The organism is Streptomyces sp. NPDC002032, assembly GCF_042890765.1.
GTDB lineage: Bacteria > Actinomycetota > Actinomycetes > Streptomycetales > Streptomycetaceae > Streptomyces.
In genome coordinates, this window is sequence record NZ_JBIASM010000007.1 from 344427 (window position 1) to 366072 (window position 21646).

19 protein-coding genes are annotated in these 21646 nt (G+C 74.4%); 10 read left to right on the forward strand and 9 right to left on the reverse strand.

Annotated elements, in window-relative coordinates:
• Positions 1–27 precede the first annotated feature (27 nt).
• Both ACFYYT_RS19495 and ACFYYT_RS19500 read right to left on the reverse strand, forming a co-directional pair.
• Positions 28–282: a hypothetical protein gene (locus tag ACFYYT_RS19495; RefSeq protein ID WP_351816380.1), complete on the reverse strand. Its 255-nt coding sequence runs from the start codon at positions 280–282 to the stop codon at positions 28–30.
• 228 nt (positions 283–510) lie between these two features.
• The gene (locus ACFYYT_RS19500) at positions 511–2352 is read right to left on the reverse strand and encodes an endonuclease/exonuclease/phosphatase family protein (RefSeq protein ID WP_351816377.1); all 1842 of its coding nucleotides are present in this window, start codon (positions 2350–2352) and stop codon (positions 511–513) included.
• Positions 2353–2630: 278 nt separating this feature from the next.
• Here ACFYYT_RS19500 and ACFYYT_RS19505 point away from each other — a divergent pair, with 278 nt between their 5' ends.
• Together ACFYYT_RS19505 and ACFYYT_RS19510 are read left to right on the forward strand one after the other, a co-directional pair.
• The gene (locus ACFYYT_RS19505; RefSeq protein WP_351816374.1) at positions 2631–4112 is read left to right on the forward strand and encodes a hypothetical protein; all 1482 of its coding nucleotides are present in this window, start codon (positions 2631–2633) and stop codon (positions 4110–4112) included.
• A gap of 203 nt (positions 4113–4315) precedes the next feature.
• On the forward strand, positions 4316–5764 hold the full coding sequence (locus ACFYYT_RS19510; protein WP_351816371.1) for an alkaline phosphatase PhoX: 1449 nt from the start codon (positions 4316–4318) through the stop codon (positions 5762–5764).
• A gap of 84 nt (positions 5765–5848) precedes the next feature.
• Here the strand turns inward: ACFYYT_RS19510 and ACFYYT_RS19515 are convergent, their stop codons facing one another.
• The 4 genes from ACFYYT_RS19515 to ACFYYT_RS19530 form a co-directional block, all read right to left on the reverse strand.
• A complete protein-coding gene (locus tag ACFYYT_RS19515; RefSeq protein WP_351816368.1) occupies positions 5849–6031 on the reverse strand; it encodes a hypothetical protein in 183 nt (60 codons plus the stop codon).
• 112 nt (positions 6032–6143) lie between these two features.
• Positions 6144–7394 (reverse strand): TerD family protein, encoded by a 1251-nt coding sequence (locus tag ACFYYT_RS19520; RefSeq protein WP_385365245.1) that lies wholly within the window; start codon positions 7392–7394, stop codon positions 6144–6146.
• A 63-nt stretch (positions 7395–7457) separates the two neighbouring features.
• A complete protein-coding gene (locus ACFYYT_RS19525) occupies positions 7458–7679 on the reverse strand; it encodes a hypothetical protein (protein WP_351816362.1) in 222 nt (73 codons plus the stop codon).
• Between the two features lie 41 nt (positions 7680–7720).
• Complete coding sequence (locus ACFYYT_RS19530; RefSeq protein WP_351816359.1) at positions 7721–9301, reverse strand: aldehyde dehydrogenase (NADP(+)); 1581 nt, start codon at positions 9299–9301, stop codon at positions 7721–7723.
• Positions 9302–9438: 137 nt separating this feature from the next.
• On the opposite strand from ACFYYT_RS19530, the gene ACFYYT_RS19535 reads away from it, so the two are divergent.
• From ACFYYT_RS19535 to ACFYYT_RS19555, 5 genes are all read left to right on the forward strand, one after another.
• Positions 9439–10311 carry an IclR family transcriptional regulator gene (locus tag ACFYYT_RS19535; RefSeq protein WP_351816356.1) on the forward strand — a complete coding sequence of 291 codons (873 nt, stop codon included), beginning with the start codon at positions 9439–9441 and terminating at the stop codon, positions 10309–10311.
• Between the two features lie 125 nt (positions 10312–10436).
• The gene (locus ACFYYT_RS19540) at positions 10437–11885 is read left to right on the forward strand and encodes a penicillin-binding protein 2 (RefSeq protein WP_351816353.1); all 1449 of its coding nucleotides are present in this window, start codon (positions 10437–10439) and stop codon (positions 11883–11885) included.
• Positions 11886–11948: 63 nt separating this feature from the next.
• A complete protein-coding gene (locus ACFYYT_RS19545; protein ID WP_351816350.1) occupies positions 11949–12452 on the forward strand; it encodes a GNAT family N-acetyltransferase in 504 nt (167 codons plus the stop codon).
• An 83-nt stretch (positions 12453–12535) separates the two neighbouring features.
• Entirely contained in the window at positions 12536–13243 is a 708-nt protein-coding gene (locus ACFYYT_RS19550; RefSeq protein ID WP_351816347.1) for a DsbA family oxidoreductase, read from the forward strand.
• A gap of 124 nt (positions 13244–13367) precedes the next feature.
• Positions 13368–14429, forward strand: coding sequence for an aminotransferase class V-fold PLP-dependent enzyme (locus ACFYYT_RS19555; RefSeq protein ID WP_351816344.1), 1062 nt, complete (start codon positions 13368–13370; stop codon positions 14427–14429).
• A 35-nt stretch (positions 14430–14464) separates the two neighbouring features.
• Here the strand turns inward: ACFYYT_RS19555 and ACFYYT_RS19560 are convergent, their stop codons facing one another.
• A complete protein-coding gene (locus ACFYYT_RS19560) occupies positions 14465–15535 on the reverse strand; it encodes an aminotransferase class V-fold PLP-dependent enzyme (RefSeq protein WP_351816341.1) in 1071 nt (356 codons plus the stop codon).
• A gap of 64 nt (positions 15536–15599) precedes the next feature.
• Here ACFYYT_RS19560 and ACFYYT_RS19565 point away from each other — a divergent pair, with 64 nt between their 5' ends.
• Positions 15600–16694: an amidohydrolase family protein gene (locus ACFYYT_RS19565; RefSeq protein ID WP_351816338.1), complete on the forward strand. Its 1095-nt coding sequence runs from the start codon at positions 15600–15602 to the stop codon at positions 16692–16694.
• Between the two features lie 314 nt (positions 16695–17008).
• The gene (locus ACFYYT_RS19570) at positions 17009–17932 is read left to right on the forward strand and encodes an SCO1860 family LAETG-anchored protein (protein WP_351816335.1); all 924 of its coding nucleotides are present in this window, start codon (positions 17009–17011) and stop codon (positions 17930–17932) included.
• Between the two features lie 47 nt (positions 17933–17979).
• Here the strand turns inward: ACFYYT_RS19570 and ACFYYT_RS19575 are convergent, their stop codons facing one another.
• Positions 17980–19209 (reverse strand): CapA family protein, encoded by a 1230-nt coding sequence (locus tag ACFYYT_RS19575; protein ID WP_351816332.1) that lies wholly within the window; start codon positions 19207–19209, stop codon positions 17980–17982.
• Positions 19210–19369: 160 nt separating this feature from the next.
• Positions 19370–20791 carry an Rv2231c family pyridoxal phosphate-dependent protein CobC gene (gene cobC / locus ACFYYT_RS19580; RefSeq protein ID WP_385317779.1) on the reverse strand — a complete coding sequence of 474 codons (1422 nt, stop codon included), beginning with the start codon at positions 20789–20791 and terminating at the stop codon, positions 19370–19372.
• Between the two features lie 115 nt (positions 20792–20906).
• Between cobC and ACFYYT_RS19585 the strand changes: the two genes are divergently transcribed.
• Positions 20907–21644, forward strand: a complete 738-nt coding sequence (locus tag ACFYYT_RS19585; RefSeq protein ID WP_351816329.1) for a ZIP family metal transporter — start codon at positions 20907–20909, stop codon at positions 21642–21644.
• Positions 21645–21646: the final 2 nt, after the last annotated feature.

Here is a 21646-nt window from a genome sequence, read left to right on the forward strand (position 1 = left end):
GTGGGCCGGGGGCCCGGGGGCCCGGCGTCAGTGCAGCGGGAAGGTGCGGATCAGGCCCGCGAAGGCCTGCTCCTCCGCCTCCGTCAGCTCCACCGACTCCATCGGGTGCCCGGCGGCGGCGCGCTGGGACGGGATGACGGGGAGGCCCTCGTAGGCGCCCGGCTCGGGGTGGTGGAAACGGCTGTCCCACAGCATGTGGCCCAGGCCGAGGACCCAGACGAGGGCGGCCACGAACAGGACGGCGAGGCCGATTTCCTGGACGGGGGAAATGGAGGGGAACACGCGGTCCTCCAGTGAGTGCGAACCGTACGAGCCGGGACGAAACCGGGACGGATGATCGGGCGTGCAGACACTCAACACCACAACCGGACGATTTCGGGAGGGGTGTGGCGAGTGTCACGCCAGGGGCGAAAGTCCCCGTCCGCGCATGGCGAAGGGCCCGGCCGGGACGGTGGCCGGGCCCTTCGCGGACCGGAAGTCACGCAGCGTCATGCCGCGTTGCGCGGGGTCTTACGGGCGGAAGCGCAGCACCTGCGGGTCGTGGTCGCTGTTCTGCGCGGAGAACTCGGCGTTGATGTGCACGCTGTCGTAGGTGAAGTTCTTCACCGCCGGGCTGGTCAGGATCTGGTCCAGCACCTGCGCGTTGCCCTGGTAGACGTAGGAGTAACGTTCCGCCTTCGGCAGCGACTTGATCGCCGAGTACAGCGCCCCGCCGTCCTCCAGCGCCTGCGCGGTACCGGAGAACTCGAAGTCGTTGATGTCACCGACGGCGAGCACGGCCGCGTTCTTGTCCGCCGCCAGCAGCTGCTTCACGAAGCCGTTCACGGCCTGCGCCTGGAGCAGCCGCTTGGCCTCCGAGGAGCGCACCGGCGGCTGGTGGACCGAGGTCAGCCCCTCGTCGCCGCCCTTGGAGCCGAAGTGGTTGGCGATGACGAAGACCGTCTTGCCCTGGAAGACGAACTCGCCGGCCAGCGGCTTGCGGCTGTCGGCCCACGCCGGGTTCGCCGGGTCGATCCGGCCGGGGGAGTGGGTCAGGGCGGCCTTGCCGTTCTCCGTCGTCACACCGGTCGCCGTCACCGCGTCGCCGGGCGCGCGCTCGGTGAAGGAGACCCGCGCCGGGTTGAACAGGAACACCTGGCGGATGTTGCCGCCGGGCTCGCCGCCGTCCTTGTTGTTCTCCGGGCTGACCGACCGCCACTGGTAGGCCGGGCCGCCCGCGGCCGCGATGGCCGCCGTGAACTTCGTCAGGGTCTGCTCGGCCGAGACGGTGCCGTCGTTCTTGGCGCCGTTGTCGTCCTGGATCTCCTCCAGCGCCAGGACGTCGGGCGAGGCGAGGTTCTCCACGACCGCCTTGGCGAGGTTGTCGAACTTCGACTGCGGGTCCGTCGGGTCGAGGTTCTCGACGTTGTACGTGGCCACCGCGAGCTCGTTCGCCGCCTGCGCCTTCGTCTTCTCGGGGGCCAGGGTGCCCGCGGTGACCGTGCCCAGGGTGCGGGCCGCGAGGGTGTAGCCGCCGAACTGGTTGTAGTCGAGGGGGCCCTCGGTGGTGCCGGTCAGCTTGTCGCCGACGTTCGCCACCGGGAAGGGCTGCTGCGCGACCGGCGCGAGCTGCTGGATCTGGATGCGGCCGGTGTTCTGGGCCCCGTAGGAGCCGTAGAGCGTGCCGCCGCGCTTGGTGGGGTTCTCCCAGCCCTTCACCGTGACCCACAGCTCGTTGTACGGGTCGGTGGCGCCGACCACGCGCGAGGTGCCGATCTTGACGTTCATGCCCTCCAGGGACTCGTAGTAGTCCAGGGCGTAGCGCGAGGGCTCCAGCGGCAGGGCGTTGATGCTGTTGGCCGCGGCCGGGTCGCCCGCCGGGGCGTAGGCGGCCGGCACGGAGTACTCGTTGACGGCGACGGCCGCGGGCAGCGCGTTGCCCGAAGAGACCACCGTCACGGTGGGCTTGGCGATCTGGGTGACCGACTGGTTGCCGGAGCCGAGGCCGCCGGGAACGTACTCGCCGACCGTGCCCGAGACCTTGACCGCGTCACCGACGGCGACGGCCGGAACGGAGTTCGTGAAGACGAAGATGCCCTCGCTGGTGGCAGGGTCGTCGTCGGCGTCCGGGTCCTGGAGCCAGAAGCCCCGCGAGCCGTAGGTGCGCACGCCGGTCACGATGCCCTCGACGTCGGCGACGGCCTTGCCGTTGAGCGGGGACACCCGGGTGGTGCCCTGGATGTCGTGGATGCGTATCGGATCGGCGGACACGGCGCCTTCGGCCGCGTCGGCGGAACCCGCGAGCAGGCCGGTGGCCAGGGCGGTGGCGACGAGGGCCGCGACGGCGGCGGAACGGGGATGCGAGGAGCGCATGGGCGGGAACTCCGGTGTGTGGAGGGGGGTGGGAGGTGTGGACCCTGATACATCTACGCGCGTCAATTTCCAGTGCGACCAGCGAAGTTGTCAAGGCCTCCAGGGAAGACGGGAGTTGACTGTGGGATGAACCGAAGGCGAGGGCTCCTCGGGGCTGCCCGAAATGCGTCTACCCTGGGACGCCGCAACGGGCCTGACACCCCGTCCGCGCAACCGCGTCACCGTCCCTCATCCGCCGTCACCCGCCCCCGCGCGTCCCGTCCGAGGAGAACCACCCCATGTCCGCAGAGCCGCACCCCACGCTGCCGCCGGTACGGCTGCACTCCGATGCGGAGCTGGCCCGCGACGCCCTCGTCGCCCCGCTGTTCGCCCGCGCCGTACGCCTCGCCCGCTGGGCCGGCCCCGACACCCGTGTCGACGTCGGCGGGGAACTGGTCCCCGGGCAGCTGGCCGAGGCCGTGACCGTGCTCGGCCTCGACGCCGCGGACGAGGACAGCCCCGTGTACGCCGGCCAGGCCTGGCGGGTGGCCGTGGACACCGGCCTGGTCGACGTGACGGAACCGGAGGAGGACGGCGACGGCGCGGGCGACGGGCCCGAATTCGGCACCGCCGCCCCCGGGGAGGACCTCGCGCTGGTGGCGGGCGGCGCCCCCGGCGACGTCCTCGACCTGTGGCTCGCGGCCCTGGACACCGTCCTCGCCGACGCGGCCGTCCCCGACCTGGACGACCTCGTCGACGCCATGGACGCGGGCGGGGAGATCGACTTCGACCGCCTCGACTGGAACCCCCAGCGCGAGGCGGACTTCCTCGACGGGGTGCTCGCCAACCTCTACCTGCTCACCGTCGCGGAGGGCGGCGCGGGCGAGGGCCCCGTGCCGCTGCCGGTGCTCGCCGCCTCGATGATCGTGCCCGACGACATGGGGGACCCGAGCGACGCGGTCCTGGAGCAGGTCTCCGACGCGATGATGCGCCTCGACGACCAGTTCCGGCAGCTGGAGCCGATCGGCCTGGTCGAGTACCGCCCCGTCGACGAGGAGCTGATGGCGGAGGCCGACGACAGCGCCGAGGCGTTCCCCGAGGACGACGGCGACGACGAGGACGTCTCCCGGTACGGGATGGTGCGGCTGACCCCGCTCGGCCTCTACGGGGTCCGCGCCCGGATGCTCGAAGCCGGGGTCGAGGCCCCCGCCGTCGGCGAGCTGGCCGGCAAGGGCGCCGACGCGCTGCTCGACGCGGTCTCCTTCTACCCCGAGGGCGCCGCGCAGGCCGAGATCGAAGCGTGGCTGGCCGGCCGCGAACCGGCCGAGGCCGTCGCCGAACTGCTCGCCGCGGCCCGCGGGGACGACGAGGGCGCCCCGCTGCGCCGGCTGCGCTGCCAGCAGGCCCTGACCCCCGCCGGGCGGGAGGCCGAGCCGGCCGTGCGGGCCGTGCTGGACGACCCGGAGCTCGGCGGGCTGGCCCGGGTCTGGCTGGCGGAGCACGGGGTGACCGACGTACCGGCCCCGGACGCCGAGATGGTGCTGTGGCTGACGGTCGACACCATCGCCGCGCAGCTCGCGGCGGACGGGGAGACCGAGGAACTGCCGCTGCTGATGGCTTCGCTGACCGGGCACCACGCGGAGTTCTTCGAGCAGGCCTGGCGGGTCGAGCACCCCGCGACGGCGTTCGTACTGGAGGCGATGGGCCGGCTGCACCCCGACAAGAAGGCCGCGAAGGAGGCCCGGAAGGCGGCGTTCAAAGCCCGCTCCCGGCAGCCCTGACGGGCGGGCGGGGGGTGCGCGCCCGCCGCGGCGGGTGGCGGTGCGCGGTCAGCCGTTCGAGTGGCGGGCGTAGGCCATTGCGGCCACCGGCAAGGGATCGGGCCCCCTTTGCGGGTAGTTCAGCCGCCGTTCACGTACGGGCGGGAGCGTGTGCGCCGACGACCGTACGTCAGGCGCACCACCTCCCCACCCCTGGAGACCCGATGCCCCTCAGCCGCAGAGACTTCACCGCCCGCACCGTCGTCGCCGGAGCGGGCGTCGCCCTCACCGGAACGGTCGCCGCGCTCGCCACGGCCCCCGGGGCGCTGGCGGCCGACGACGGCCCCCACCGGGAGGGCTCCGACGAGCACGGCCGCCCGCACGGCCCCGGCTACGGACCGCTCCTCCCCGACCCGGCCGGACTGCTCGCCCTGCCCGCCGGGTTCACCTACCGCGTGATCACCCACAGCGGTGTGACCAGCCTCGACTCCGGCGAGAGCACCCCCTCCAACCACGACGGGACCGCCGCGTTCGAGGGCGCGCGCGGCACCACCCTCCTCGTCAACAACCACGAGCTGAAGGGACCGCGCGCGAAGTGGGCGCACCCCGTCCCGCTCACCGGGGGCCTCGTCTACGACCCGGCCGCGGCCGGCGGCTGCACCGTCGTCGAGGTCCGGCGCGGCGGCGAGGTCGCCGAATGGGTGGGCATTGCCGGTACGTCGACCAACTGCGCGGGCGGCGCCACCCCCTGGGGCACCTGGCTGACCTGCGAGGAGACCGAGGACCTGGCCGGCAAGAACGGCATGACCAAGGACCACGGCTACGTCTTCGAGGTCGACCCCCACGACCGCCGGGCCAACCGCGACCCCCAGCCGGTCAAGGCCTTCGGCCGGTACGCGCACGAGGCCGTCGTCATCGACCCGCGCCAGGGCCACGCGTACCTGACGGAGGACGCCTCCGGCCCCAACGGGCTGCTCTACCGCTGGAGCCCGCCGCAGGGCTTCCGGCACGGGCGCGGCAAGCTCCGTACGCTCGCCGCCGACGCCGGGGTGCTGGCGGCCGCCAAGTGCTTCGACAGCTCCGGCCGTTTCGTGGACGACCTCTCGCGCGCGACGAAGACCGGCACCGTCTACGGCGTCGACTGGGCGCCGGTGGCCGACCGCGACGCGCGGAGCGTGTCGGTACGGAAGCAGTTCGCGGAGGGGGCCGTGACCCGGGCGCGCAAGCTGGAGGGCATGTGGTGGGCCGACGGGGGCGCCTACTTCGTCTCCTCCTACGCCCGCGAGGAGAGCCCGGGCGCGGCCCACGACGGCCAGGTGTGGTTCTACGACCCGAAGCGGCGCACCATCCGCCTCGTCGTCCTGCTGGGGGTCAACGCCGACCCGGCGGCGGAGGGCGGCTACGACGGCCCCGACAACATCACCGTGTCCCCGTACGGGGGGCTGGTCATCGCCGAGGACGGCAACGGCCTCCAGCACCTGCTCGGGGCCACCGAGTCGGGCCGGGTCTACCCGCTGGCGCGCAACGAGCTCAACAACGGAACCCCCGAGGCACCCGAGTACTCGGAGTTCACCGGGGTCTGCTTCTCGCCGGACGGCCGGACCCTGTACGCCAACATCCAGGAACCCGGCATCATGCTCGCCGTCACCGGCCCCTGGCGGCGCGGGCACTGACGGGGCGGGCGCCGGCGGGGCGGGCACTGGCGGGGCGGGCGCCGGCGGGGCGGGCGCCCGGAGCCCCGCCCGCCGGGGCGGGGCTCACCAGTCCGCGCGGACGTCCTTGCGGGAGGCCGCGGCCCACTCCTCCAGCAGGAACTCGTACGCCTGTGCGGGCCACTCGCCGTCGACCCGGGTCTCGACGAGCAGCCGGATCGCCTCGTTCGCCTCGGCGGCGGACGGGCGCGCGGGTCCCGCGGGCTGGAGTGTGTTCTGCATGGGCATGCGTTCCAGGCTACGGGCGGGCACTGACAGCCACCTCCGGATTACGCGTGGCATCCATCACCCGGCCGCCCCGGCCGTCCGCGCCGGGGCCGCCGCGTACCCGCCCACCTGCTCAGAGTGCCTGGGAGGCCGGCTTGACCATGCCGCGCACTGTGCGGGACTTCACAAAGTCGCCCATGGCCGTCATCTCCCATTCGCCGGAGAACTGCTTGATCAGCTTGGCCATCATGACGCCGGTCTGCGGTTCGGCGCCCGTGAGGTCGAAGCGGACCAGCTCCTCACCGCTCGCCGCGTCGACGAGCCGGCAGTAGGCCTTGGCGACCTCGGTGAACTTCTGCCCGGAGAAGGAGTTCACCGTGAAGACCAGGCCGGTGGCCTCGGCGGGGATCCGGCCGAGGTCCACGACGATCACCTCGTCGTCCCCGGCGCCCTCGCCGGTGAGGTTGTCGCCCGAGTGCTTGATCGCGCCGCCCAGGATGGACAGCTTGCCGAAGTAGCAGCTGTCGATGTGGTTGCGCTGCGGGCCGTAGGCGATGACGGAGGCGTCGAGGTCGATGTCGGCGCCGCGGAAGGCGGGCTCCCAGCCCAGGCCCATCTTGACCTGGGAGAGCAGCGGGCGGCCGCCCTTGACCAGGGAGACCGTCTGGTTCTTCTGGAGGCTGACCCGGCCCTTGTCGAGGTTGACCTTCCCGGCGCCGAGGGGGGCGGCGGCCGGGGCGGCGGGCGGCGCGGCGGGCGCGGCCTGGGCGGGCGCGGGGCCGCCGAGCCAGGGGGAGACGGGGTGGGAGACCGGCGGGGCGGGCGGCGCCGGGGGCACCGGCGGAGCGGCCGGGGCGGCCGGGGCGGCGGCCGCGGCCGGCTCCTCGTCCACGGAGACCCCGAAGTCGGTGGCGATGCCGGCGAGGCCGTTGGCGTACCCCTGGCCGACCGCGCGCACCTTCCACACGCCGCCGCGCTGGTAGACCTCGACGACCACCAGCGCCGTCTCCGCGCCCAGCCTGGGCGGGGTGAAGGTGGCGATCACGGTGCCGGTGGCCGCGTCCCGCACGGTGGCGGTGGGCTCGATGCCCTGGAAGCTCTGCCCGGCGGCATCGGGGCTGGCCGTGACCACGATCCGCTCGATGCCGGGCGGCAGCGCGCCCGTGTCCACGGTGATCGAGTCGGGCGCCGACCCGCCGCCGGACCGGTGGCTCACGCCGGGCCCGGAGGGCTGGTTGTAGAAGATGAAGTCGGCGTCGGAACGCACCTTGCCGTCCGCGGCGAGGAGGAGACCCGAGACGTCGAGACGCACCGGGGCAGCCACGTCGACCGTCACGCTGACGGCATTGAGCGGCAGGTTGGAACCAGGGGTCATAGCGGTCATGCCCGGAGAACGACCGGAGCGGCTTTGCCGTTCCCTTACCCTCGCCGGAGATTCCGGGAGATTTCAGCGGCGGTTGCGCGGGTGGTTCCGGGCCGTGCGCTCGTTGCCGAACTTGTAGGAGCCGGTCCAGCGGGCCATCACCAGCTGGGCGTCGCCGCGCTCCACCTCGGCCAGGAACGCGGTGGCGCGGCCGCCCCGGAGGGTGGCGGCGGCACGGCCCTGGTGGGTGATGAGGACGGTGGTGTCGTTGCGGATCTCGTACGAGAACCCGTGCGGCTTGGGCATGGGCGCAGCCTGCCCCGCCGCGGGCGGGGCGGGCAACGGGTTTACCGGGCTCCGGTCACCCGGCGGGGCACCCCCAGCGGATTGGCCTCGCGCAGCTCGGGCGGGAGCAGCGCGTCGGGCACCGACTGGTACGCCACCGGGCGCAGCCAGCGTTCGATCGCCGTGCCGCCGACGGAGGTGGAGTGGGAGGTGGCGGCCGGGTAGGGGCCGCCGTGGTGCTGGGCTGGGGCGACCGCCACGCCGGTCGGCCAGGCGTTGACCACGATCCGTCCGGCCAGCGCCGTGACCAGCCCGATCAGCTCGGCGGCGAAGGGGGCGTCGGGGGAGTCCGGCCCGTCCGGGCTGTCCGGGCCGTCCGGCCCGTCCGCCGTCGTGGTTCCCGTCGCCTCGGCGGCGGAGAGCTGGAGGGTGGCGCTCAGGTTCCCGTCGAGCAGGCCCAGCACCGCGGCGGCCTGCTCGCGCCCGGCGTAGCGGACGAGGACGGTCACCGGGCCGAAGCACTCCTCCAGCAGCACCTCGTGGCCGCCGCCCAGCAGATCGGCGGCGGGCACGCTCAAGTATCCGGGGCCGACGGCGTGTTCCCCGGCGGGTCCCGGCGCGACGGGTGCGGTGACCGCGGGCAGGGCGGCCCGCTCGGCCACCCCGGCGAGGAAGTTCTCCCGCATCCGGTGGTCGAGGAGGACCCCGGGACCGGTCCGCGCGAGGGACGTGCCGAGCGCGTCCGCGAGCCGGTCGCCGCCCGGGCCCTCGGGGACCAGGACCAGGCCGGGCTTCACGCAGAACTGGCCCGCGCCGAGGGTGACGGAGCCCGCGAGTCCGCTGCCGATCTCCTCCGCGCGCTCGGCGGCGGCCGCCGGGGTGACCACGACGGGGTTGAGGGAGCCGAGCTCGCCGTGGAAGGGGATGGGGACGGGCCGGGCGGCGGCCGCGTCGAACAGGGCCCGCCCGCCCCGCACGGAACCGGTGAACCCGGCGGCCGTGACGAGGGGGTGGCGGACCAGCTCCAGGCCCGCGTCGAAGCCGTGGACGACCTGGACCACCGAGGCGGGCAGCCCGGCCGACTCCGCGGCCCGGCGCAGCAGGGAGCCGCACAGCTCGGAGGTGGCGGGGTGGTCGGGATGGGCCTTGACCACCACCGGGCAGCCGGCGGCGAGGGCGCTGGCGGTGTCCCCGCCGGGTACGGAGAAGGCGAGCGGGAAGTTGGAGGCGGCGTAGACGGCGACCACCCCCAGCGGCACCTTGTAGCGGCGCAGTTCGGGGCGCGGCGGGGTGAGCGCGGGGTCGGCGCGGTCGATGCGGACGTCGAGGTGGGAGCCCTCCTCGACGAGGTCGGCGAAGGCCCGCAGCTGACCGGTGGTGCGGGCGAGCTCGCCCGTGAGCCGGACCGGGCCCAGCGCGGTCTCGGCGTCGGCGGTCTCGACGATCCGCGCGGCGGCGCCGTCCAGCAGGGTGGCGGCGGCCCGCAGGAAGGCGGCGCGGGCGGGGGAGCCGGCCAGGGCGGCGCGGGCGGAGTGCGCGGCGCGCACGGCCAGGTCCACGTCCCGGGGCGAGGCTTCGGCGGTGACCATTTCTCGCTGCTTCCCGGTGCGGGGGTCCACACTCCAGACTGGTGTCGCTGCCATCGCCCGCTGCCTCCTGGATCGTTCAGTATTCTGAACGGTGTTCCGGTGGATGAATGATCACTGCTGCTGCGGACTCTATTTCCGCGCCCACCGCGTGACAAGGGGAGTCCGGAGCCGAACAGAGGGGAAGCGGGCGCATGACGACAGCGGAGACGGCGGCGACGGCCGAGGGGCCGGAGGGGCCGGAGGGGCCGGAGGGAGCGCAGGGGGCCGGAGCTCCGGAGGGGGCGGCGGGTACGGAGGGTCCGGAGGGGCATACCGCGGCGCCGGTGAAGTCGGCGGTGCGCACGGTCCTGCTGCTGGAGCACTTCGCGGCGCGGCCCGGGCTGCACAGCCTGGCCGACATCCAGCACGACCTCGCCCTGCCCAAGTCCAGCCTCTACATGCTGCTGCGCACCCTGGTGAACCTGGGCTGGGTGGAGACGGACGCGACCGGCACCCGGTACGGCATCGGCGTACGGGCCCTGCTGGTCGGCAGTTCCTACATCGACGGGGACGAGGTGGTGGCGGCCGCCCGGCCCACCCTGGACCGGCTCTCCGACGACACCACCGAGACCATCCACCTGGCCCGGATGGACGGGACGAGCGTGGTCTACCTCGCGACCCGGCAGTCCCAGCACTACCTGCGGCCCTTCACCCGGGTCGGCCGGCGGCTGCCGGTGCACTCGACGGCGCTCGGCAAGGCCCTGCTGGCCACCCACACCGACGACGAGGTGCGCGCGCTGCTGCCGCGCCGGCTGGAGGCGGTCACGCAGCACACCATCACCGACCGGGAGCAGCTGGTGGAGGAGCTGGCGCTGGTGCGGGAGCAGGGGTACGCGCTCGACCGGGAGGAGAACACGCTCGGACTGCGCTGCTTCGGGGTGGCGGTGCCGTACCGGACCCCGGCGCGGGACGCGGTGAGCTGTTCGGTGCCGGTGGCGCGGCTGACGCCGGGGCACGAGCAGCTGATCAAGTCGGCCCTGTTCGAGGCCCGGGACCGGCTGTCGGTGGTGACGCGGCGGATGTGAGCCGGGCCGGCTCCCGGCGAAGCCGCCGCCGGTGAGGCAGGTCTCATCATGAGGAAAGGCTGAGAACCCCGCCACAATCGGGGCAGAGCGGAACGCCTGGAGCCGCTCGCGCGTCTTTCCGGGGGATGAACAAGACGATCAGGCGTGCGTCGGTCTTCTGTCTGCTTCTGGTGCTGGCCCTTTTGGTGCGGGTCACCTGGGTGCAGGCATATCAAGGCCAGGCCCTCGCAGACGACAAGAACAACCGGCGCAACCTCATCGGGCAGTACGAGAACCCGTTGGGGAACATCATCGTGGGCGGAGAGGCGGTCACCGGCTCCACGAAGACGGGCGGCAAGGACTTCGGCTACAAGAGGACGTACCTGGACGGCCCGCTGTACGCGCCGATCACCGGCTACAGCTCCCAGGCCTACGGCACGACCATGCTGGAGGGCGTCTACAAGAACGTCCTCAACGGCTCCGACACCCGGCTCAAGACGATGATGGACGTCCTCACCAACAAGCGGGCCGACCCCGGCAACGTGCTGACGACCATCGACAAGGGCGTCCAGAAGGCCGCCTACGACGCCCTCCAGGGCAAGCAGGGCGCGGCCGTCGCCCTCGACCCGGCGACCGGCGAGATCCTCGCCGTGGTGAACAACCCCTCGTACGACCCGGGCCGCATCACGGGCGCCACCGACCAGGCCGCCTGGAACGAGCTGTCCGCCGACCAGGGCAAGGCCATGGAGAACGTGGCACTGCGCAAGCCGCAGGCCCCCGGCTCCACCTTCAAGCTGGTCACCCTGACCTCCGCGATCGAGAACGGGCTGGTCACCAGCATCGACGCGCCCACCGGCGTGGCCGCCCCGTACACGATCCCGGGCACCCGGACGAACCTCCCCAGCGAGGCCGGCGACGCGGCCTGCAACAACGTCTCGGCCCGCACCGCCCTCAAGCTGTCCTGCAACAACGTCTTCGCGGACCTGGCCTCCAAGCTCGGCCAGGACAAGATGCGCGCGACCGCCGAGAAGCTGGGCTTCAACACGCAGATCGACACCCCGATCCGCACCAACCCGTCCAGCAAGTACCCGTCGAAGAAGATGTCCGTCGACCAGGTCGCGCAGACCGGTATCGGCCAGTTCGACGTGCAGGCCACCCCGCTCCAGATCGCCATGGTGACCGCCGCGATCGAGAACGGCGGCAAGCTGGTCGCCCCGCACATGGTCTCCGAGGTGACCGACGCGGATGGCAACGTCCTGGAGAGCTTCAAGGACCCCAAGGCGGACGAGGTCATGAGCGCGAAGACCGCCTCGATGCTCCAGGACGCCATGCGCACGGTCGCCACCGACGGCGGCGGCAAGCCCGCCCAGGTGGCGGGTGCCGAGGTGGGCGGCAAGACGGGTACCGCCCAGCGCGGCGTGAACAACAACATCCCGCCGCTCGCCTGGTTCACCTCGTACGGCAAGGCCGGCGGCAAGCAGATCGCCGTCGCCGTGATGATCGAGAACTCGGACACCGACCGCTCCGAGATCGGCGGCGGCAAGCTGGCCGCCCCGATCGCCCAGAAGATGATGGCCGCCTGGCTGAAGAAGTAGCCCCCGCCCCCGCAGGGCCGCGCGCCGGGAACCGATCGGGGTTCCCGGCGCGTTCTTGCTGCCATGATCCGGACCGCGCTCCCCGCCGACGTCGCCGCCATCGCCGCCCTGCACACCCGGGCGCGCGCCACCTACTACCGGGGCCGCGTGCCCGAAGAGGCCTACGCCGGCGAGGCCGAGCTGGCGCGCTCCCGCGAGGGCTGGGCGCGGGCCGTCGGCCGGTCCGAGGTGCAGGGCCGGGTGTTCTGCGCGGAGCGGGACGGCGAGGTCACCGGGGTGGCCGCCTTCCTCACCGACGACGGCGTGACCACCCTCACCCAGCTGCACGTCGACCCCGCACACTGGCGCCGCGGCACCGGGGCCGCCCTGCACGAGGCCTGCCTGGCCGCCTGGCGCCGGGCCGGGATCGAGCGGGTCCGGCTGGAGGTCTACGCGCACAACCTGCGCGCCCAGGCCTTCTACGCCGCCCACGGCTGGCGCCCGGCCCCCGCCGACTCCGCCTCCGGCACCCACCGGACGCTCTGGCTGGAGGTCCCCCCGGAGAGCCCCGGCCCGTCCGGGGAATGAGACGGAGCCCTGAATGGTTGAAGGGGTAACCGTTTTATCCCCCTTACCCCTGCCCCCGTGAGAACCCGGAGAGAAGAAGGATCATGCGCGTCGAGATCTGGAGCGACATCGCCTGCCCCTGGTGCTACATCGGCAAGGCCCGGTTCACCAAGGGCCTGGCCGCCTTCGCGCACCGGGACGAGGTGGAGGTCGTCTTCCGGTCCTTCGAGCTCGACCCCAACGGCGCCAAGGGCGTCACCGCCCCCGTCCTGGAGATGCTGGCCCGCAAGTACGGCCGGACCCTCGACGAGGCGCGCGGCATGGAGGAGCACGTCGCGGCCAGTGCCCGCGCCGAAGGGCTGACGTACCGCACCGAGGGCCGGGACCACGGCAACACCTTCGACATCCACCGCCTGCTGCACCTGGCCGCCGCCCGCGGCCGCCAGGAGGAGCTGCTCGACCTCGCCTACCGGGCCAACTTCGCCGAGGAGCGGTCGGTCTTCGACCCCGAGGTGCTCGTCGCGCTCGCCGTCGAGGCGGGGCTGGAGGAGGCGGAGGCCCGCGAGGTCCTCGCCGATGACTCCGCGTACGCCGCCGAGGTGCGGGCCGACGAGCACGAGGCAGCCGAACTGGGCGCGAGCGCCGTGCCGTTCTTCGTGTTCGACCGCCGCTACGGCATCTCCGGCGGCCAGCCCGCGGAGGTGTTCACCCAGGCGCTGGAGCAGGCCTGGGCCGGACGCGAGCCGGCCGGGCAGGCCGGGGGCGCCGAGGCCTGCGAGCCGGACGGCGCCTGCGCCGTCCCCCAGGGCTGACCGGCCCCGGGACCGGCCCCGGGCAGCCCCGGGGCCGGGCGGCGCGCCCCATAAGGAAACCTTGGGGATGGCATGCGCATTAAGGCGATGGACTTTGGGTAGCTCCTGGCGCAGAGTTGGCGTCATGGATCTCCCGCCGCTCCCCGACCTGTGCCGCGCCGAGTTCGCGCACTCCACCACCTACCTCAACACGGCCACGAGCGGGATCCTCCCGCGCGCCGCCGTCGCCGAGGTGTGCGCGCTGGCCGAGGCGGCCGGCGCCGGACTCCCCGCCGGATTCGGCGACTTCGAGCGCGTGAACCGGGTCCGGGCCGCCTTCGGCCGGCTGGTCGGGGTCGACGCCGGGCGCGTGGCCGTCGGCTCGTCCGTCGCCGCGCACGTGGGCCTGGTGTCGGCCTCGCTGCCGCCCGGCGCCGAAGTCCTCGTCCCCGAGGGCGACTTCGCCTCCGTCATGAACCCCTTCGTGGTGCGCGGCGACCTCAAGGTCCGCTTCGCCCCGCTGGAGTCCCTCGCCGAAGCGGTGGAGGCGGACACCGCGCTGGTCGCGCTGAGCGCCGTACAGTCCGCGGACGGGCGCACCGCGGACCTGGCCGCCGTCCGCGCGGCCACGGCCGCGCACGGGACGCGGATGCTCGTCGACGCCACCCACGCCGTGGGCTGGCTGCCCTTCGACGCCACGCCGTACGACTACACGGTCACCGCCGGGTACAAGTGGCTGCTCGGCGGCCGCGGAGCCTCGTACCTCACGGTCTCCGAAGAGGCCCAGAGCGGCCTGGTCCCGCTGCACGCCGGATGGGTGGCGGCGGAGTCGATGTGGGACGCCACCTACGGGCCCATGCGGCAACTCGCCCGTGACGCGCGCCGGTTCGACGAGTCCCCGGCCTTCCTCCCCTACCACGCGGCGGAGCCCTCGCTCGCCCTGCTGGAGCGGATCGGCATCGAGGCGGTGCACGCCCACGACACCGCCCTCGCCGCCCGCTACCGGGCCGGACTCGCCCGCCTCGGCCACGAGGCCGTGCCCGGCACGGCCCCCATCGTCTCCGTGCCCGGCCTCGCCGGCCGCCAGGCCGCGCTGCTCGAAGCCGGGGTGTCCACGGCGGCCCGCGCCGGTGCGCTGCGGGCCTCGTTCCACCTGTACAACACCGAGGCCGACGTCGACCGCCTGCTGGACGTACTGGCCGGCTGACCGGGCCGCGGCCCGCGGCCCGGCCCCCGGGGCCCCTACCGCCAGGCCGCCGACGCGGCCGCCAGGGCCGGGGCCGGGTCGGCGGACAGGGCCGAGGCCAGGGCGCGCAGCGCGGTCGCGACCGCCTCCGGGGAGGCCGCCGGGCCGTAGTGGTTGACCCGGACCATCTCCCCGGCCAGCGCCCCGCCGCCCGCCGCCAGCGGCGCCTGCGGCTGCGCCGCCAGGGCCTTCGCCACCACCGCGGAGGCCTCCGCGACGCGCAGCGTGGTCGCCACCGGCGCCGCCTGCGCCGCCTTTCCGACCCACGGGGCGACGCCCAGCGCGGCCGCGCCCGCCCGGGTGGCCCGGGCGGCGCGGGCGTGCCGTTCGAGCACGGCCGCCGGGCCCTCGGCCGCGATCCGGTCCAGAGCGGCCTCCAGGCCCAGCATCTCCAGCTGCGCGGGCGCGTGCGGCAGGGCCGTGCGCCCGCCGTCGATCCAGCGCTCCTTCCAGTCCAGCAGGGAGAGGTACGAGCGGCGCGGAGCCGCCGGGTTCCGCGCGAACCGCTCCCACGCCCGGTCCGAGACCGACACGGCCGAGACCCCGGCCGGGCCGCCCATCGCCTTCTGGGCGCCGATCACGCACAGGTCCACGCCCCACGCGTCCGGCAGCAGCGGCTCGGCCCCCACCGACGCCACCGCGTCCAGCATGAACAGGGCCCCGTGGGCCCGTACCGCCTCGCCGATCTCCGCGACCGGGTTCGTGTTGCCGGTGGCCGCCTCGGCGTGCACCAGGGAGACGAAGTCGATCTCCGGGTGCGCGGCCAGCGCGCGGGCGACCTGGTCACCGTCGACCGCCGTGTCGAAGGGCACCGCCAGATCCACCACGTTCGCCCCGGCGTCGCGCAGCCAGTTGCCGAAGGTGGTCCCGTACGGGCCGGTCACGATGTTCAGCGCCGTCGAACCGGGCCGCGCCCCGGAGCGGATGCAGCCCTCCAGCGGGAGCAGCGCCTCGCCCTGGGTGATCACGACGTCGTGCCGGGTGCCGAGGAGCCGGGCCACCCCCCGCTCGATCGACGCGAAGTGCTCGGCGGTGAGCGGCGGAAGGTCCAGGAGGGGGTGGGTCACGGCGGGGCTCTCTTCGTCCGGGGTTACCGGGTGAGCGTACCCAGCACGCGCGTAGGGTGCCGACATGAGTGATCAGAGCGGTGTGCTCCATGTGAAGGGACGGGTGCTCGTCGGGCCCCACGAGGTGCGCGACGAGCTGTGGATCGTCGGCGGGCGGGTCTCCTTCGAGCGGCCGCGCGCCGCCCGCGAGGTCACCACCGTCACCGGCTGGGTGCTGCCCGGGCTGGTCGACGCGCACTGTCATGTGGGGCTGGACGCCCACGGTCCGGTCGACGCGCGGACCGCCGAACAGCAGGCCCTCACCGACCGGGACGCGGGCACCCTCCTCATCCGCGACGCGGGCTCCCCCTCCGACACCCGCTGGATCGACGAGCGCGCGGACCTCCCGAAGATCATCCGCGCCGGCCGGCACATCGCCAGGACCCGGCGCTACATCCGCAATTACGCCCACGAGATCGAGCCCGCGGACCTGGTCGCCTACGTCGGCCGGGAAGCGCGGCGCGGCGACGGCTGGGTGAAGCTGGTCGGCGACTGGATCGACCGCGAGGCCGGCGACCTGACGGCCTGCTGGCCACGCGCCGAGGTGGAGGCGGCCATCGCCGAGGCGCACCGGCTCGGCGCCCGCGTCACCGCGCACTGCTTCGCCGAGGACGCGCTGCGCGACCTCGTCGAGGCGGGCATCGACTGTATCGAGCACGCCACGGGGCTCACCGAGGACACCGTCCCGCTGTTCGCGGAGCGCGGGGTGGCGATCGTGCCGACCCTGGTCAACATCGCGACGTTCCCGAAGCTGGCGGCGGGCGGCGACGCCAAGTTCCCCCGCTGGTCGGCGCACATGAGGCGGCTGCACGAGCGGCGGTACGACACGGTGCGCGCGGCCTGGGACGCGGGCGTCCCGGTGTACGTCGGCACCGACGCGGGGGGTTCTCTGCCGCACGGCCTGGTCGCCGCCGAGGTCGCGGAGCTGGTCAAGGCCGGCATCCCGGCGCTGGACGCCCTCTCGGCGACGGCCTGGGCGGCGCGCGAGTGGCTCGGCAGGCCCGGCCTGACCGAGGGGGCGCCGGCCGACCTCGTCGTGTACGCCGCCGATCCGCGGGCCGACGTACGGGCGTTGGCGGCGCCGGACCGGGTCATCGTGAACGGCGAGGTCCGCGCCTGAGCGACGGCGGACGGCGACGGGTACGACGGCGGCGGCCGGTTGACGGGGCGTGACGTCCACGCCCCGCCCCTCGTTGGGAATACCCGGTCAGGGGCTGGTCCGGCCCGCTGGTGGGGCAGGAGGGAACGGGCGTGCCGCGTGATGCCCGTTAAATCGAATATGTGCATGGAAACCACCCGTTGGGGTGAACTCACCGCAGGTTGACCCCCGTTCACTCACAGTGCGTAAAAATTCCGAGGGTCGAAGCCGTCGGCGCCCGCGATGTCCCCCATTGGCGGCGCGACGGCACCCATCTCCCCGGGGGTTCCACCACCTTGAACAGCAATACCTTCCGCCTGCCCGCGGCCGTTCTGCTCGCCACGGGAGCGGTCGCCCTGCTCACCGCGTCGCCCGCCCTCGCCGCCGGCGGCGGAGGCGCGCAGGGCGGCGCGGGCCAGGGCAGCTCCGGCGCCGTCGTCCTGCGGGCCGGACTGGACGTGGGCCTGCTCAACAAGTCCGTGCACGTCCCGCTGAAGACCACCCTCAACGAGGTCAGCGCCCCCGCGACCGCCGACAAGACCGCCCTCACCGTCACCCTCGACGGGGCCGAGCAGGGCCGCCCGGTCAACGTCCTCCAGGCGGACGTCGCCACCGCCAAGGCCACCGCCGCCGACGGGCGCGCCGAGGCGGAGGCCAGCCTCGCGCACGCCAAGGTGCACGTGCCCGGACTGCCCGCGCTCTCCCTCATCGAGGTGGAGAAGGTCACCTCCAAGGCCGTCTGCGAGGCGGGCAGGAAGCCGGTCGCCCGCGCGAACGTCCTCGGGTCCGTCACCGCGCTCGGCAAGAAGGTCAGCCTGACGGCGGGCGGCCCCACCAAGCTCGACGTCCCGGGCGTCGGCCTCGTCAGCCTGGAGCTGTCCGGTACGCAGACCACCTCCACCACCGCCGCCGCCTCCGCGCTCCGGCTGAAGGTGTCGGTGAACCCGCTGAACCTGAACGTGGCCGAGGTCGACGGCGAGGTCGTGCTCGCCGAGGCCCACTGCGAGGCCCCCGAGGCTCCCGCGCCCTCGACCGCCCCCCCGGTCGGCCCCGACGTCAAACCGCAGACCGCGACGGGCACCGGGACGCCCGTCAGCCACGCCGGCCTGGCCGAGACCGGGGCCGGTTCGGTGACCCCGTACGTGGCGGGCGGCGCGCTGCTCCTGCTCGGCATCGGCGCGGGCGCGCTCGTCGTGACCCGGCGCGGCAGGGCCTCGTAAGGAGCGCGGGCGGCGCGCGGGCTCCGCGCGGGCCACGCGCGGGGCGGTCAGCGGGTGGCGCGCTCCAGGCCCTGGGCGGCCGCGCCCCGCGCGTTCACGGCCGCGGTGACCTCGCGGTCGGCCCGGGCGTACGCGCCGCCGCCGGCCGTCGCCGGGGCGGTGTCCGCACTCGCGCAGGAGGCGCAGACCACGCGGAACGGCGGCCCCGTGTCCGCGTACTGGGTGAGGTACTCGGCCTTCACCACCGACCAGCGGCCCGGATGCGCGGGATCCGGGGCGAAGGTGAAGCGGGGGATCGAGGACATGTTCCCGCGGGCCTTGTCCGCCTCGTAGAAGCTGGCCACCTGGTCGCCCATGCCGAACACCACCCAGGTGCCGTTGATCTTCTCGTAGGGCTGCGGCACGTGGTTGTGGGTGCCGAGGACCAGATCGATGTCGGGCAGGCCGTCGGCCGCGCGGGAAGCGGTGAGGGCCCCGGCCAGTTCGCGCTGCTGCTCGTCGGGGGCCGTCTGCCACTCGGTGCCCCAGTGGACGCTGAGGACGACGACATTCGCCCCGGCGGCGCGGGCCGCCCGGGCGTCGGCCACGATCCGCTCCCGGTCGATCAGGTTCACGGCCCAGGGCCTGCCGGCCGGGAGCGGTATCCCGTTCGTCCCGTACGTGTAGTCCAGCTGGGCGACCTTCGCGCCGCCCGCGGTGAGGACGGCGGGGGCCTTCGCCTCCTCGGCCCCGCGCGCGGAGCCGACGTGCTTGACGCCGACGCGGTCGAGGTGGTCGAGGGTCCGGACGAGGCCGTCGTAGCCGTCATCGAGGGTGTGGTTCGAGGCGGTGGAGCAACTGTCGTACCCGGTGTCGCGCAGGGCGTCGGCCAGCTGGTGCGGGGCCTTGAACAGGGGGTAGCCGGTGTAGGGGCCGCCGGGCCGCCCGTACGGTATCTCGTGGTGGCATATCGCCAGGTCGGCGGCGGACACGATGGGCTTCACCCCGGCGAGTATCCGCCGGAAGTCGTACTCCCCGGGCGCGCCGCCCGCGTCGTCCGCCGCGCGCCGGACGATCGAGGGGTACGGGATGATGTCCCCGGTCGCCACCAGGGTGAACGGCCGGCCCGGCGGACCGGGGGGCGCGGCGGAGGTGCCCGAGGGCGCCGGCCCGAGCCGCTGCTCCGTGGCGGCCGGCGCGCCGCTCTCCAGCAGCCGGGGAACGGCGTAGACCGCGACCGCGCCCCCGGCGACCGCCAGTCCGGCGACCGCCGCACCCGCCTTCACCGCTGCCCTCATCTGCCGCCCCCGTCGCCGTACCACCGGTGCCGAATGCTCCGCGCGGTCATCGTAGGGTCCGCCCCGCCGCCCCGCCCCCGGAACCGCCCGGCCCTCCCACCCCCCGTCGCGGACGGGGGAGGGGAGGCGGGAGCCCCGGGGCGGGGTCCCGCCGCCGGGGTTACCGCGCGGCCAGCGCCAGGGCGTGGTCGAGCGCCTGGAGGAGGCGGCCCGTCGTCGCGCGGTCGCGGACCGCCAGGCGCAGCCACGAGGCGTCGAGGCCCGGGAAGGTGTCCCCGCGGCGCACCGCGAAGCCGAGCGCGCGCAGCCGGGTCCGGACCTCCGCCGCCCCCGCGACGCGGATCAGTACGAACGGCCCCTCCGCGACCCCCGCCACCGAGATCTCCTCGAACTCGGTGAGCCCCGCCAGCAGGTGCTCCCGGTCCACCGCGATCCGCCGGGCCGCCTCCTCCGCTTCGGCCAGCGCCGCCGGAGCCACGCAGGCCTCCGCCGCCACCAGCGCCGGCGTCGACACCGGCCACAGCGGCTGCGCCGCCGCCAGCTTCGCGATGACCTCCGGTTCGGCCAGCACGTAGCCGATCCGCAGCCCCGCCAGCCCCCAGGTCTTCGTCAGGCTCCGGAGCACCACCAGCCCCGGCAGGTCCATCCGCCCGGCCAGCGCCTCCCGTTCGCCCGGGACGGCGTCCATGAACGCCTCGTCCACCACCAGGGTCCGTCCCGGCCGGGCCAGCGCCGCCAGCACCCCGGCCGGGTGCAGCACCGAGGTGGGGTTGGTCGGGTTCCCGACGACCACCAGGTCGGCGTCCTGCGGCACGGCCGCCGGGTCCAGCCGGAACCCGTCCGCCGCCCGCAGCACCACCCGCTCGACGCGGTGCCCCGCATCGCGCAGGGCCGCCTCCGGCTCGGTGAACTGCGGATGCACCACGACCGGCCGTTCGGCGCCCAGCGCCCGGGCGATCAGCACGAACGCCTCCGCCGCCCCCGCCGTCAGCAGCACCCGCTCGGGCGGCAGCCCGTGCCGCGCCGCCACCGCCGCCCGGGCGGCCCGGCCGTCCGGGTAGGCGGCCAGCGAGCCGAGGCTGCCCGCGATCCGCCGCTTGAGCCACTCCGGCGGGGTGTCCGCCCGTACGTTGACCGCCAGGTCCACCAGTGCGCCGCCCGCGTCCACCACCTCCGCGTCCCCGTGGTGGCGCAGGTCGTGCTCCTGTGCGGTGGCCACCGCACAGGTCGCCGCCACCGAACGCCGCTTGGGCACGAGGAGTTCCCCGCCCGCCGCCAGCGCCGCGGCCTCCGCCACCGACGCCGTCCCGGCGGCCTCCCGTACGGCCCCCGACGGATGCGGCACGGAGATCCGTGCCAGCTCTTCCGCGGGATAGCCGACCAGCGGGACGCCGAAACGTTCCGCCGCCCCCGCGATCCCCGCCTCCAGGGTCTTCGCCTCCACCGTCGCCAGCGCCGTCACGGCGCCGGCGGTCAGTCCGGCCCCCCGCAGCGTCTCCTCGACCAGCGCGCAGACCTCCGCGACGGAAACACCCGCCCGTCCGCCGACGCCGACCACCAGCCGCGTCACGTACTCGCCCACCGGGGCCCTCCCTCCGTAGTCACTTGCGTCAGTCTGCCGTCGTCGTCAACACGGTGTCCCGCGCCACCCGCGCGCGGACGTGCGCGCGCGGCCGCCAGTCGGTATTCAGGGGCACATGGCGGTGATCGTGGCGTTGGGCGCGTTCCTGATGACGCTGGCGGGCGGATGGACGGCGCAACGCGTCACCGACCGCCGCCACCTCGTGCTGGGCCTGGCCGGCGGGCTGATGCTCGGCGTCGTGGGCCTGGACCTGCTCCCCGAGGCGATGCGCGCCGCCGGGGACGAGGTCTTCGGCGTCCCCCTGGCCCTGCTGCTCTTCGTGGGCGGCTTCCTCGTCGCCCACGTCGTGGAACGCCTGCTCGCCGTGCGCCAGGCCGCCCACGGCGCCGAGGACGGCGCCGGGCACGGCGGCCGCGTCCCCGAGGTCGGACTCACCGCGGCCGCCGCGATGGTCGGCCACAGCCTCGCCGACGGGGTGGCCCTGGGCGCCGCCTTCCAGGTCGGCGGGGGCATGGGCCTCGCCGTCGCGCTGGCCGTGGTCACCCACGACTTCGCCGACGGCTTCAACACGTACACCCTGACGACCCTCTACGGGAACGAGCGCCGCAAGGCCGTCAAGATGCTCCTCGCGGACGCGGTGGCACCCGTCGTGGGCGCCGCGTCCACCCTGCTGTTCACCCTTCCGGAGGAACCGCTCGGGGCCTACCTCGGCTTCTTCGGCGGGGTCCTGCTGTACCTGGCGGCCGCCGAGATCCTGCCCGAGGCGCACCACGAACACCCCGCCCTGTCCACGCTGATGTGCACGGTGGGCGGGGTGGCCGGGATCTGGCTCGTGGTCGGGCTCGCGGACTGACC